Genomic DNA, 13,513 nt, shown 5'->3' on the forward strand with positions numbered 1-13,513 from the left:
ACCCTGGAAAAGGTCTCCGTCCGTGTCCCCCTCCGCCAACCCCTCCCGCCGGGCCTCCCGCTCGATCCAGCCGCGGTTCCTTCCGCCGGTTCACTCCGCCGCCCTCATGCAGGATCCCGCGGGCCTTACCCTGCAGCTGCAGGGAGACTGCGGCGCCATGACCCAGGTTCCGCTGACCCTCGCCGCCCTGCGGGAGATCGCGGCCCTCGCCGGCTCCGCCCTGTCCGAACGTGCTCCGCCCGCCCATGTCGCCGAAGCGCAGTCCACCCGCGTGCCTCAAGGCATGGCGGAGGCCGGCGCCGGCGGGATGTCCCGCTGATGCGGCTGCCTCAGCCCAGCAGCGCCGCCACCCGCTCCGCCAACTCCACCTGGCGATAGGGCTTCTGCAGCACCGGGATGTCGGGCGCTATCGTCCCCAGCTCTGCATAGCCGGTGACAAGCAGGATCGCGAGCCCCGGCCGGAGCGCCCTTGCCCGCTCGGCCAGCTCCGCTCCGTTCATCCGCGGCATGGCGAAGTCCGCCACCATGAGGCTCACGGCCGCATCGCCTTCCAGCATCCGGAGCGCCGCCTCCCCGTTGGGCGCCTCGATCACTTGGTGCCCGAGATCAGAGAGGAAGCCGGCCGTCACCTCCCGCACGGTGATGTCGTCGTCCACCACCAGCACCCGCGCCGGCGCGCGAGCCTGGGCGGCATCGGCCGCCTCCGGGGCCTCGGCATCGCCCTCTCCGGCATCGGCGGGAAGAAAGAGCGCGACGCGCGTTCCCTGTCCCGGCGCGCTCTCGATCGTCAGCCCGCCGCCGGACTGGCGCACCAACCCATAGACCATCGACAGGCCCAGTCCGGTGCCCTTGCCGACCTCCTTCGTCGTGAAGAAGGGCTCTAGCACGCGGGCGAGCACCTCCGGCGACATGCCGCTACCCGTGTCGGTAACGCAGATGCGGACATAATGCCCGGCCGGCAGTTCCGGCACCTCGTCCGCCCCAACCCTGACCTCCGCGGTGGCCAGGGTGATCGTGCCGCCGCCGGGCATGGCGTCCCGCGCGTTGATGCAGAGGTTGAGCAGGGCCAGCTCGAGCTGATCCGGGTCCACGCGGGTGGTGCCGGGATCGGCGCGCAGGTCTCGCCGCAGCTCCAGCGTGCCGCCAGGCGTGGTGCCCAGCGTCCGCGCCAGGAGGTCCGCCATCCCGAGGATGAGGCGGTTCACTGCCACGCTGCGCGGCGCCAACTCGTTCTGCCTGGAGAAAGAGAGCAGCCGCCGGGTAAGAGCCGATCCGCGCTCGGCGGCCATGGTGGCGTTGCGCATCAGCCGTTGCAGCCCCGGCTCATCCTTCACCCGCTTCCCGGCCAGGTGCAGGCTGCCCAGGATGGCGGTCAGCAGGTTGTTGAAGTCGTGCGCGACGCCGCCCGCCATGGTGCCCAGCGCCTGCATCTTGTCGGCCTGCCGCAGCCGCGCCTCCAGTCGCCGGGCCTCCGTCACATCCCGAGCGATGGTGACGAGCACGCCATCGCCGAGTGCGACTCGGCTGACATGAAGCCAGCGGGGCAGCCCGTCGGGGCCCGCGCCCGTTTCGGTCACCTCCGACACCGTTCCCTCGGCAAGGGTTGCCCGCTCCGCCTCGGCCAGGCGCGCGGCCTCCTCGGGTGGCAGGAACTCCTCCTCTCGCTGGCCGAAGCAGGCGGCCACGCTCGACCCCAGCGCCGCGGCCTTGGCGGCGTTCAGGCGGATAAACCGCCCCGCCGCGTCCTTGAAGGAGAGTTGCTCCGGCAAGTTCTCCAGCAGGCCCCGCATCAGCGCGCGCTCGGTCTCGAGCGCGCGGCGCAACTCGTGCCGGTCCCGCGCTGCGGCCACCATCGCCAGCAGCGCCGCGGGTTCCCAGGGCTTGGCGGCATAGCCCGCGATCCGCCCGCGGTTCAGCGCGCCCACCACCGCTTCCAATTCGGCATAGCCGGTCAGCAGCAGCGCCTCGGCGTCCGAATAGGCGCGCGCGCGCTCGAGGAAAGCGTCGCCGGTCAGGCCCGGCATGCGCTGGTCGGACAGGATGACGGCCGGGCGCAGCCCGCCCGCGAGGAGCGCCAGCGCCTCCTCCGGCCGGGTGGTGGTCGTGACTTCGAAGCCTTCCTCCAGCAGGTCCGTCAGGGCGGTGAGGATTTCCGCCTCGTCGTCCACGAGAAGGATCGTGGCGCGCCTGCCCGCCCGGAACCCGTCCCCGCGCTCGCCGGCGGCATCGCTGAGGCCGTCGTTCACGCTGCGCCCTCCAGCGGGACGCGGATGGTGAAGCGCGCGCCGCCGCCCTCCCAGGGCGCGTCGTCCACCGCGATGCTGCCGCCATGGGCCTCCACCACCGCATAGGCAATGGATAGCCCGAGACCGGTGCCCGCGCCGATCGGCTTGGTGGTGAAGAAGGGCTCGAAGATGCGGCCGCGGATCGCTTCGGGCACGCCGGCCCCGCTGTCGCTCACCTCGATCACGTACTCGCCGCTATCTATGAAGGTGGCGAGGCGAATGCGGCCCTGCCCCTCGATCGCGTCCGCGGCATTGCCGACCACGTTCATCACCACCTGGTTCAGCAGGGCCGGGGAGCAGCGAAGGATGCGCGGCGCCGCGAGGTCGCGCTCCACCAGGATGCGGTCCGACAGCTTGTGGGTCAGCAGCACGAGGATGGTGCCGATCGCCTCCGGCACGTCAACCTCCTGCGCCCCCGCCTCGTCCAGGCGGGAGAACTTCCGCAGGTTGCCCACAAGATCCTGGATTCGACGAAGCCCCATGGACATGGAGTCCGCCCGGGCCATCGCCTTGTCCAGCAGCCGCGTCGCCTCCGCATCCTCCGCCACGCGCGGGGACACCTGCGCCAGCAGGCGAGAGACGGTGCCCTGGTGGGCGAGGATGAAGGCGAGCGGGTTGTTGATCTCGTGCGCGATCCCCGCCACCAGCTCGCCCAAGGAGGCCATCTTCGCCGCCTGCACGAGCTTGCCCTGGGTGTCGCGCAGCGCCTGATTGGCCGATTCCAGCTCGGCATTCGCCCGGGCGAGCGCGCCGGAGAGGGCCGCCCGCGCCTCGGCCGAAGCCGCCTCGGCCCGCGCCCGCTCCACCTCACGCAGCTGCTCGCGCATGGCGTTCTCGATCCGCCGGTTCTCCTCGCGCAGCAGCTTGCGCCGCACGAGGGCACGCACGCGGAGCCGGATCACCTCCGCCCCGGCCTCGGCGGGCAGCACGTCGTCGGCGCCGGCCTCGAAGGCGGCGGCGGGTCGGCTGCCTTCCAGCGCGACGATCCGGAACCCGGCACCGGCCTGGCGCAGCGCCTCCAGTTGGCGGAGCAGATCCAGGCCTCCCGTGGGCATGCCTGCGAGGTTCACCAGAACCCCGTCCCAGGGGCCGTCCGTCCGCGCGGTGAACTCCGCGCCGGCGCTGCCGATCGTCTCAACCCGGTCCCCGTCGGCCGCCAGCAGGCTGGCGAGCCAGAGGCGGTGGGTGGGCCCGTCATCGACCAGCAGCAGGCGCGCGGGGCGGAAGCCGGCGCCGGGCGACTCGGCGCCCGGATCGGTTTCGCCCTCCCCCCGCCGCAGCAGTGCCCGCAGACGCAGCAGGATAATCTCCCGCCCGGCAGATTTCGGGGCATAGGCATCGGCGCCGCTCTCCAGCCCCTGGCGCTCGAGGTCGCCGCCTTGGGCATCGGTCAGCATGAGCACAGGCAGCGCTCGAGCGCGGACGTTCAGGCGGATGCGGCGGACCAGCTCGTCCCCGTTGATGCCCGGCAGGTGGTAGTCGGCGATCACCAGGGCGGGCAGGGGACCGTTCAGCGCCTCAAGCGCCGCCTCGGCGCTGCCGGCGCGGCTGACAAGGAATCCCTCCGTTTCCAGCATCCGGCGGAGCTGGAGGGCCTGTGTATCGGAGTCCTCGACGAGCAGGATGCGCGGTGATGCGCCAGTCGCCTGCCATGCCGTTTCCGCGCTCACTGCCCGCCTGTCGCCTCCAATGTCCCCCCGATCGCCCTGAGGAGCCGCGGACCGATTCCATCCAGCGGCAGAGAGGCGCTCACGCCACCGAGACGGACCGCCGCCGCGGGCATGCCATAGACGATAGCGGTCGTCTCGTCCTCCGCGAGAGTAATTCCGCCGACGGAATTAATTGCAACGAGGCCGCGCGCCCCATCCTCGCCCATACCGGTCAGCAGGATGCCCATCGCGCGCGGGCCGAGCGCACGAGCCATGCTGTCGAACAGAACGTCCGCTGCCGGCCGCTGACCGCCCACGGGCGGCGTATCCGTCACCCGCAACAACCCGGCCGGGCTCAGCGAAAGGTGGCGGTTGCCGGGAGCGACGTGCACATGCCCCGGCTGCGGCCGCAGCCCATCCCGCGCGAGCAGCACGCGGGGGGCCACCAGCCCGTCCAGCCAGGCGGCGAAACCCTCCATGAAGGGCGCGCCCATGTGCTGGACGAGGAGGATGGGCGCCGCGAAGTCGGCCGGCAGGGCGCCGAGCACCCGGGCGATCGCGGGTGGCCCCCCCGTCGAGGCGGCGATGCCGACCATGGAGGGGCGCGAGAAGGACGGGGCTCCCGCGCGGGCGGAGGCGGCGCGGCCGGGGCCCGCGCCCATCCCGCCGATGCCGCGCTGCCGGATCACCGGCACCTGGCTCATGATGAAGAGCTGCGTGCAGATCGCCTCGGCCGCGGCCTCCCAGCCCTCCCGCCCCGGGCCCAGCGGCTTCTCCACCACCGTCAGGGCGCCGGCGCGCAATGCATTCATGGAGATGCGCAGCCCGCGCTCCTCCACGGCATCGGCGATCACGACGATCGGGGTGGGGTGCTCCGCCATAATCCGCCGCGTCGCCTCCAGCCCGTCGAGGCCCGGCAGGCGGATGTCCATCGAGATAACATCTGGCCGGACGCGCTCGATCTCGGCCAACGCCTCCTCCGCCGAGGCGACGGCGGCGGCGAGTTCCAGCCGCGGGTCGCGGGAGACGAGGTGCGCGAGCAGGTGCCGCACCACCGCACTGTCCTCGACGATCATCACGCGCACGGGGCGTGGCTCAGGGCTGGTCACCGGCAAGCTCTCACGCGCGGGATCAGACGAGCTGGGCGATCGTCGCCAGCAACGCCTGCTGGTCGAAGCCCTGCTTTGTCAGGTAGGCGCTCGCGCCCAGCTCCATGCCGCGCTGCACGTCGCCGGGACTGTCGCGGGAGGTCATCAGGATCACGGGAAGCCCCGTGAACGACGGATCCGCCCTGATCGCCTCGAGCAGGCCGAATCCGTCCATGACCGGCATTTCAACGTCCGCGAGCACGAGGTCAACCGTTGCACCCGGCGCGCGCAGAGAGTTGAGCGCGTCCGCCCCATCCACCGCGAGGGTCACGCGGTAGCCGCCGGATTCGAGGATGCTGCGTTCCAGCGTGCGCGTCGTGATGCTGTCGTCCACCACCAGAACGTGCCGCCGGGCGGTCGCGGCAGGCGCGGGCACGGCGGCGGGGCCGATGCGCGACGCCTCGCGCAGCCCGCGATCCAGCAGCCCGCCCGGCCGGAGGACGAGCGCGACCGCGTCGTCCTCCATCAGCGCGGCGCCAGAGACGAGCCCGGCATCGAGGCCGGGCGCGTCCACTTCGGTCACGACGAGGCTGCGGGCGTCGTGCAGCGCCGCGACGGTGAGGAGAAGCCGCGCCGTCCCCCGCCCGAGCAGCACCGCCGGCCGAGGCCCCGGCCCGGCCGGCTCCGCCTCCCGGCCGAGCAGGGCAGCGAGCGGCACGACGGGCACCAGCCCCTCCCCGCCCGGCAGGGCCAGCCGCGCGACCGCCCGGCCCTCCGCCGTCGTCATGGCGGAGGGATCGAGGCGCAGCGCCGGCCCCACCGTGATGAGCGCCGTGGTGCCGGGAAGGCCGAGCACCTGCCCGCCCGCCTCCACCAGCAGCAGAGGCCGGCGCCCGGTGGAGGGGGGAAGGGCGATCACCACCTCGGCGCCGCCGCCCGGCCCGGGCCGCAGCGCGGCGGCGCCGTGCAGCGCCATAGCGGCCTCCGCCACGACGGAGAGGCCCATCCCGCGCCCCGAGAGGTTGTCCACCGCCCCCGCCGTCGAGAAGCCGGGCGCGAAGACGAGGGCGAGGAGGTCGTCCGCTGGAACCGGTGGCGCGCCCGGCGGGCGGGGCGCCAGGAGGTTCGCCCGCAAGGCCGCGGCCTCGATGGCCGCAAGGTCGGGGCCCGGCCCATTGTCCCGCACCGTGACGGTCAGCCCCGCCTCCGTCGCCTCCACGCGGAGAAGGATCTCCGCCCGGCCCCCGTCCCGCGGGGCGCCGTGGCCGAGGGCGTTGCGGAGAAGATGCAGCACCGGGTCCTTCAGCGCCTGGAGCACGCGGCGCTCTGCCTGAGCCTCCATGCCCTCGGTCCGGACCGTCACCTCCCGTCCGGCCTCGCGCGCCATCTCCCGCAGGGCGGCGGCGAGCGGCCCGAGCACGCTGCCGGCGGGGACGAGGGCGATGGCCTCCACCTCCTCCCGCAGGGCGTTGGAGGCGCGATCGAGCGCGTCCGCGGTCTCGCGCCCCTCGCGCGCCAGGGCAGCGACCCGGCGCGTGACCTCCCCCAGTGCCGCCTCGAAGCCGCGCAGGCGCGGGGCGAGGGCGGCATCGGCAGGCAGGGCGGTGCGCAGCCCCTCCCAGCCGCGGCGGAGCGCGCGCAGCTCGGCCTCCATGCCGCGCAGCCCGGCCGCCGTGCCGCCGCGCCCGAGAAGCGCCTTCAGCCGGAGGTTGGCGGCCGAGAGCCGCTCCACCCGCGCGGCCTCGACGCGAAGGTAGCCCTCCGCCGGGGTGGGCGCCTCGGCCGGGGGCGGTGTCGAGGGTGGGTCAGGAGGAGGCGCGGCCGGCGGTCCTGGGCGCGGGACCTCGCCCCCGCCGGGCGCGGCGTCCAGCGCCGCCAGTACGGCCTCGAGCGGCGGCGGGGGCGCACCCGCCGCCATGGCGGCGGCCTGGGCCTCGATCGCATCGAGCGCACGGTTCAGCAGTGCCACCAGCGGCGCGGGCAGGCGGGCCTCGCCCCCGGCGGCCGCGTCCGTCTCGCGCGCCAGCAGCCCCTCCAGCCGGTGCGCCAGCGCCTCGACGCCCGCGAGGTCCACCGCGCGCGCGGCCCCCTTCAGGGAATGGGCACGGCGGAACACCTCGCGCAGCGCGGCCGGCTCCAGCGTCACCGCCCCGCCGGCATCCTCCGCCGGAAGGGCGGCGCGCATGGCGGAGAGGTGCTCGCGATATTCGGCCGCGAAGGCCGCCAGCAGCTCCGCGCGGAAGTCAGGCATTGGCAGGGGCGCCGCGGGCGGGGCTAGAGGCGGTAGCGGTCGGCCAGGCGCACCAGCCCCTGGCTCAGCCCGGCCATGTTCGCCGCCGCCTGGTCGAGCTGGCGCGTGCCCGAGGCCGTCTGCTCGCTCGCCTGGCGGATATTGGTCAGCGCGCCCATCACCTGCTCGATGCCCAGCTGCTGCTGGTTCGTGCTGGCGACGATCTGCTGGAAGGTCTGCACCGCCTCCTGCACGCGCGCGGTGATCTCGCGGATTGTTTCCTGGCTGGCCGTCGTGCGCTCGCGGCCCGTCGCGGCCCGCTTCACCGCCTCCTCCGTCAGCATCACGGAGGCGTTGATGCCGCGCTGGATATCGCCGAGATTGGCGCGCACCTGCGCCGTCGCCTCCTTCGCCTGGTCGGCGAGCGACTTCAGCTCGGCCGCCACCACGGCGAAGCTGCGCCCGGCCTCGCCCGCCGCGGCCGCCTCGATGGCGGCGTTGAGCGCCAGCAGGTGGCTCCGCTCGGAGATGTCGTTCACCGTCGCGGTGATCTCGCCGATCGCCTGCGTGCGCTCGCTCAGCGCCACGATGTTCTCGGCCACGCGCTCCGCCTGCTCGCGGATCTTGTCCATGGCGGCGACCGTCTCGGCCACCGCGCGCAGACCGTCGCCGCTGGTGCGGACGGTCGCCTGCGCGGCGGCGATCACCTCCTGCGCACGCTTGCCGATCTGGCTACCGGAATGGGTGATCTCGTCCACCGTCGCCGCCGTCTCCTGCACGGCGGCGAGCTGCTCCTCCACGCTCGCGGCCTGCTGCTGCGTGCTCGCGCGGATCTCGGCCGTCGCGGCATCCAACTGGTGCGTCGCGTCCCGGCTCTGCACGGCCAACTCGCGCAGGCCCCCCACCATGGCGTTCAGCGTGGCGCCCAGGCGGCCGAACTCGTCACGCCCCTCGCGCGCGGGGGCGCCGGCCAGCTCGCCGCGCCCGATGCGCTGCACGAACTCCATCATCGTCTCCAGCGGCCGCGCCAACGCGCGGCGGACGAGCGCTGAAACGCCGATCGCGAGCAGCACCGCCACCCCCATGCCGGAAAGGAGGAGGGTGCGCGCGTTGTTCGACACCTCATCCACCCGCTGCTGCCCGGCGGCGGCGAGCCGCTCCATCGCGCCCTCCACCCGGCTCACCGCGGCGTCCAGCTCGTTGGCGCTGGAGGCGACGCCCGGCTCGGCCGCCATGACGCCCGGCAGGTCGTCGATCTCCATGAGGCGGAGCTTCGCCTCCACCCGATCGCGGTGCCGGGCCAAGAGGCTGCCGACCTCGTTCAGCCCGGCCAGGACGCGCATCCAGCCCTCCCGCCGGGAGGGGGCAATAGCTTGGGCAGAAAAGCCCTGCGCCGAAGTCGTTGCCTCGCCGAGGGCCGTCGCCATGCGCGCGCTCTCCCGCTGCCATTCCGGCGTGAGGGGAGGGGAGGCGGCCGCGCCCGGCAGGGCATGGCGTCCGAGGTAGCCGATCATGATCCGCGCCCGCACGTCGCGCATCGCGGCCTGCGCATCGCGCACCTGCCCCACCTGACGAGAGACAGAAACATCGCGGGTGGCAACGGACTGGCTCGCGTTGCGCACTGTCTCGAACTGGTCGAGCGACCAGAGGCCGAGCGCGATGGTCAGGAGCGTCAGCGTCACGAAGCCCAGCAGGGCGCGGTTGGTGATCGACACGCGGGTTCAGGCTCCGGGCAAGGGGGCGGCGTAGGGAAGCAGGAGGCGATCAAGGTCGAGCACCCCGACCATGCGATGGGCATCCTCGGCCTCGGTGCCGGGGATGGTCGCGCGGAAGGCGATGACCCCGGCGGCGTCCTGTGGGCCGAGTTCGGGCGGAAGCGGCTGGGGCGCCACGGCCGAGAGCGCGCGGCCGACGCGAAGCGCCAGCCGGCGCCCGGCCGTGGGGGAAATCCCGGCGATCGGCAGCGGCCGCAACAGCACGTCGTGCTCGCCCGCCCCGCCCTCCAGTCCGAGCATCCAGGCGAGGTCGAGCACGGCATGGATCCGCCCGGCGCGGGCACGGAGCCCCAGCACCTCGGCCGGGCTGCCGGGCAGGGGGCTTGCCGCTTCGGCCGGCAGCACCGCGGCGACGCGCGCGAGCGGCAGGCCGAGCAGCTCCTCGCCGAGGGCGACCACCAGCACGGGCGCCGCTGGGGGCGCGGAGGGGCCCTCCCCGCGGCGGGCGAGAAGGCGCGTGCGCTCCTCCAGCAGGCGCGCCGCGCGGGCCTCGCCGAGCTGACCGAGGACGCCGGGGTCGGGCAGGAACCGCAAGGCCATCAGCCCCGGCCCTCCGCCAGGTGCTGCCCTGCCAAGCCGAGCAGGGTTTCCGCCGTCATGCCGTCGCCCTCCTCAAGGATCGTCTCGCCGGGCAGGGCGCGGGCGAGGCGGGCTGCGTTGGCGATGCTGCGCCGCCCCGCCTCCACCGCGCCACGGTCCAGCAGCAGCAGGCCAAGGTGGTAGTGCGCCGCGACGAAACCGCTGTCGAGATAGACCGCGCGGCGCAGCGCCGCCTCCGCCGCGGCGTCCTCCCCCAGGCCGCGCGCGACCAGCCCGTCCAGGTGGTGCAGGGCGGCGTCCATCGGATGGTCGCGCAGCCCGGCGCGGAGCATTGCCCGCGCTGCCTCCAGCGCGCCCGCATCGGCCTCGGCGCGGGCCCGGTCGGCCGCGAGGCGCGCGGTGCCGCCCTCCGGCGGCGGGTCGGGTTCCGTCGCCATCCCTGGTTCCTCCTCGGGCGCCTGTTGGAGCGGGGCGAGCTCGGCCGGCGCCAGTGCGGCGGGCGAGGGGGGCGGCTCCGGCATCTTGCCCAGGATGAGGGGCAGAGGCCGCCACGCCGTCGTCCCGGGAAGTGAAACCGGCTGCAGGAAGCTGCCGAAGGTCGGGTCGGGCTCGGAATGGCCGAGCAGCATCCAGCCGTGCGGCGCCATCCTCTCGCCGAGGGCGCGCACGATAGCCGGCACCGCCGCGCGGTCGAAATAGATGAGCACGTTGCGGCAGAGGATGAGGTCGTAGTCGCTCATGCCGAGCGGCATGGTGCCGTCGAGGAGCGAGAGAAGGTTGCCGTACTCGAAGCGCACGCCGCTCCGGTGCTCGCGGCGGAGCTGGAAGGCGCGGCCCTCCTCCATGGCCAGGAAGTCCCGCTCGCGCTCGACGGCGGGCATGCCGCGCAGCGCCCAGGGGCTGAAGCGGGCAGCGCGCGCCGACTCCAACGCCGCCTCGCTGATGTCGGTGCCGAGAATTCCGATGGCCCATTGCGGGTAGGCAGGTCCCAGCAGGCGGCGCAGCAGGATCGAGACCGAATAAGCCTCCGCCCCCGTGGAGCAGCCGGCGGACCAGATGCGCAGCCGCCGCTCCGCCGCACGGCGCCGGATGAGGCCGGGGAGGATGACCTCCCGCAGCGCCTCGAACTGGGCGGCGTCGCGGAAGAAGAAGGTCTCCCCGATTGTTACCTCCGATTCGAGGGCGGCCCACTCGCCCTCGTCCGCCTCCAGCAGGGCGAGATAGCCGGCCGAATCGCCCGTGCCCGTCGCCCGGATGCGCCGCCGCAGCCGCTCCCAGAGCGCGCCGTCCTTGTCCTCGTAATAGGCATGGCCGGTGCGCGCGATGACGAGGCGCTTCAGCGCGGGGAAGGCACCGTCCAGGGGCGCCTCGCCCAGGGGAGCGCGCTCGCGGGGGGCGCTCATGGATGCGCGCTCAAGCGGCCGTGTCCGCCACGCCTCACGTGCCGCTCGTGGGACTGCTCTCGGTCCCGGGAACGGCCCAGCGCGCCAGCCGCGCCCGCGCCTGGGCAGTGAGCGCGCCGAGCACCGCCGCCTCCTCCGCCAGCAGCAGGCGGTCGGTATCCAGCAGGGAGGCGGTGAGATCCCCCACCTCCAGGTTGCCGATGATGAGTCCGTTGAGGGAGCTCTCCGGCACCACAGGCCGGAGCGGTGCGCCGGGCGGCAGCACGTCCAGCACCCGGTCCACCAACAGCGCGAGAGGATCGCTCCCGCTGCCCGCGTCCTCATTCAGGAGGATCAAGTGCCGGTAGGGATGAGGCTGGCCTTGCGGGACGTCTAGAAGACGGGCGAGTTCCACCACGGGCACCGCCGTTCCGCCGAGGTTGAGGAAGCCGGCCAGCGGCTCGGGCAGGCCTGGCGGGGCATCGAGCCGCGGCAGGGGCAGCAGGGCGCGGACGCATTCGCGCGGCAGGGCGCAGACGGCGCCTCCAGTGGCGAAGAGCACTAGGCCGGCGGCGGAGGGCGGCGTCATTGGCGTTCGTCGGCTTCGCGCGGGCGCGCTGTGCGGCGGCCGGGCCTCAGTGGCGGCCGCGGGCGGCCCGATGGCGTGCACCGCCGGCCGACTGCCGCTGCACGCCCTCCGGCAGGGGCTCGGCGCCGTCGGGCCGGCCAGCATCGAAGCCGAGGAAGCCGACTTCCGGCCGCGGCGAGCCGCCATCCCCTGCGAAAAGCCGGGCGCGCAGGGCAACGGGGGCGGCGGGCGCGCCGCGGCGTGGCGGATCGGAGAGCAACCCGGTGGCGCGGGCGGGCGGCGCCTCCTCGTCCAGCGCCGGGGCGCGGGCGGCGGGAACCTCGCGCCCGCCCCGTCCGCGCCGCGCCGTGGGGGGCGGCGCCGGCTCGGCCGGCTCGATCGTGGGGCCGCCGCCGACGCTGCCACGGGCAGAGAGAAGATAGAAGGCGATCTCGTTCCGCCCCTGGTCCACCGCCGCGTCGATCGGGCTGAGCCCGAGCTGGTTGCGCGCGTTCAGGTCGGCGCCCCGCGCCATGGCCTCCCGCGCGGCGGGAAGGTCGCCGCGGGTGATGGCGTCGAACAGCGCGGCGTTGGGGGAGAGGCTGGTCGCGGGCGTCTCGGCCGGGATGGGCTCCGGCGCGCGGCGGGCGGCGAGGCCGGGCAGGGCCGGCGGCGGCGGCCGGCTGGCGGGGCCCGCGCTCGGCGGCGGCGCGTTGCGCCCGATGCCCTGCGCGAGGACCGGCGTCGCGGCCGTCAGTAGCGTGCCGGCCAGAAGGAACGGGGCCAGGAGGAGGGGGAGGGAGGGGCGGCGCATGGACCCCTACCTATAGCCGGCCGCGGACGCGGGAGCCACACCCGCCGTCGCGCGCCCTCAGCTGCAGCCCTGGCCCCGGTAGGTAAAGGAGGCCACCCGCCCCTGCCGCAGGGCGAAAGTCACGTCACACTGCACGGGGGCATAGGTCGTGCCGAAGCCCGCATAGGCGCCGCCATAGTAGCCGCGCCAGGGCCCTCCGAATGGCCCGTAGAAGGGCCCGCCCGCGACGCCGCCGGGCAGCGCGATCGTGCTCTGCTCCTCGTAGGCGAGGAACTTCTCCCCGCCCGTCTCGTAGCTGCGCGTGGGCACGCCGAGCGCGGAGACGAGCTCGAGTTCGGAGCGCCCGACATAGGTTGAGAGGCGTTCCGGAAGGCTCGGCCGGGTCGCGCAGGCCGAGAGGGCGAGGGCCGTGACGGCCAGAAGGGGGAGGATGCGGCGCATGCCCTCTATCTGGTGCCGCCCCCTGCCTGCCGTAAGGCGGGCGATCACGTCTCTGCCCAGCGGCGCAGCAGCGCGGCGCGGGACTTGGCCAGCAGGTCGAAGGCCCGCGACTTGCCCTCGCGCCCGAAGACGTCGCGCCGCGCAGCGTCGAGGTCAAAGAGGATCTCCCGCTGCGCCGGGTCCCGCACGAGGCTCTGCGCCCAGGTTGCCGCCACCAGCCGCTCCCCGCGCGTGACCGGGGCCACGCGGTGCAGCGTGCCGGCCGGATAGGCCACCGCCTCCCCGGCCCCCAGGCGTACGGCCATCTCCCCGGCCGTGGTCTCGATCATCAGCTCGCCGCCGTCATAGGTGTCGGGGTCGGAGAGGAAGAGGGTGACCGCGACATCCGCCCGCAGCGGCGCCTCGCCCCAGGGGTCGGAGGGGACGCCGCCGCCCATCAGCGCGTCGTCCACATGCGTGCCATAGGTCCGCCCAGGCGTGGTGCGGGAGAGAAGCGGCGCGCGCAGCCGGCGGGGCAGCACCGCCGCGCGGAACACCTCGTTCGCCTCCAGCGCCGCGAGCACCATTTCCCCGGCCTCCCGCGCGAGGGGATCCACCGGGTTCGCCTGCTCGTTCCTCTTGACGATGCGGGCGTGCCAGCCGGCCGTGGCGGCGCCCTCCGTAAAGGCGGCCCTGGCCAGCAGGCCGCGCAGCTTGCCGATGTCCTCGGCGGGCAGCACATTGGGGATGCAGAGAATCATC

General features: G+C 74.2%; 12 protein-coding genes. 1 reads left to right on the forward strand and 11 read right to left on the reverse strand.

The annotated features are described in order from the left end of the window. The first annotated feature begins 22 nt into the window (after positions 1-22). The gene (locus D9599_RS09665) at positions 23-319 is read left to right on the forward strand and encodes a hypothetical protein (RefSeq protein WP_198381022.1); all 297 of its coding nucleotides are present in this window, start codon (positions 23-25) and stop codon (positions 317-319) included. Positions 320-329: 10 nt separating this feature from the next. On the opposite strand, the gene D9599_RS09670 is transcribed toward D9599_RS09665, so the two are convergent. From D9599_RS09670 to D9599_RS09720, 11 genes are read right to left on the reverse strand one after another with little or no spacing between them, the layout of a single operon-like run. Further along, entirely contained in the window at positions 330-2,246 is a 1,917-nt protein-coding gene (locus D9599_RS09670; protein ID WP_309228592.1) for a response regulator, read from the reverse strand. Next, on the reverse strand, positions 2,243-3,955 hold the full coding sequence (locus tag D9599_RS09675) for an ATP-binding protein (RefSeq protein WP_309228593.1): 1,713 nt from the start codon (positions 3,953-3,955) through the stop codon (positions 2,243-2,245). Before D9599_RS09675 ends, D9599_RS09670 begins: the two co-directional genes overlap by 4 nt. After that, on the reverse strand, positions 3,952-5,010 hold the full coding sequence (gene cheB / locus D9599_RS09680) for a chemotaxis-specific protein-glutamate methyltransferase CheB (RefSeq protein WP_198381076.1): 1,059 nt from the start codon (positions 5,008-5,010) through the stop codon (positions 3,952-3,954). The genes D9599_RS09675 and cheB overlap by 4 nt, the downstream gene beginning before the upstream one ends. A gap of 55 nt (positions 5,011-5,065) precedes the next feature. Next, positions 5,066-7,273 (reverse strand): response regulator, encoded by a 2,208-nt coding sequence (locus D9599_RS09685; RefSeq protein WP_198381023.1) that lies wholly within the window; start codon positions 7,271-7,273, stop codon positions 5,066-5,068. Positions 7,274-7,296: 23 nt separating this feature from the next. Further along, entirely contained in the window at positions 7,297-8,967 is a 1,671-nt protein-coding gene (locus tag D9599_RS09690) for a methyl-accepting chemotaxis protein (protein ID WP_198381024.1), read from the reverse strand. Between the two features lie 6 nt (positions 8,968-8,973). Next, a complete protein-coding gene (locus D9599_RS09695) occupies positions 8,974-9,567 on the reverse strand; it encodes a chemotaxis protein CheW (RefSeq protein WP_198381025.1) in 594 nt (197 codons plus the stop codon). Then, positions 9,567-10,970, reverse strand: coding sequence for a protein-glutamate O-methyltransferase CheR (locus tag D9599_RS09700; protein ID WP_198381026.1), 1,404 nt, complete (start codon positions 10,968-10,970; stop codon positions 9,567-9,569). Before D9599_RS09700 ends, D9599_RS09695 begins: the two co-directional genes overlap by 1 nt. Before the next feature lie 34 nt (positions 10,971-11,004). Beyond that, the gene (locus D9599_RS09705) at positions 11,005-11,538 is read right to left on the reverse strand and encodes a chemotaxis protein CheW (RefSeq protein WP_198381027.1); all 534 of its coding nucleotides are present in this window, start codon (positions 11,536-11,538) and stop codon (positions 11,005-11,007) included. 46 nt (positions 11,539-11,584) lie between these two features. Further along, positions 11,585-12,331, reverse strand: a complete 747-nt coding sequence (locus tag D9599_RS09710) for an ankyrin repeat domain-containing protein (protein ID WP_198381028.1) — start codon at positions 12,329-12,331, stop codon at positions 11,585-11,587. Positions 12,332-12,388: 57 nt separating this feature from the next. Beyond that, positions 12,389-12,772 (reverse strand): hypothetical protein, encoded by a 384-nt coding sequence (locus D9599_RS09715; RefSeq protein WP_198381029.1) that lies wholly within the window; start codon positions 12,770-12,772, stop codon positions 12,389-12,391. A gap of 44 nt (positions 12,773-12,816) precedes the next feature. Beyond that, positions 12,817-13,512, reverse strand: coding sequence for a Fe2+-dependent dioxygenase (locus D9599_RS09720; protein WP_198381030.1), 696 nt, complete (start codon positions 13,510-13,512; stop codon positions 12,817-12,819). Position 13,513 lies beyond the last annotated feature (1 nt).

The organism is Roseomonas sp. KE2513, from assembly GCF_016107305.1.
In the GTDB taxonomy this organism is placed as follows: domain Bacteria; phylum Pseudomonadota; class Alphaproteobacteria; order Acetobacterales; family Acetobacteraceae; genus Roseomonas.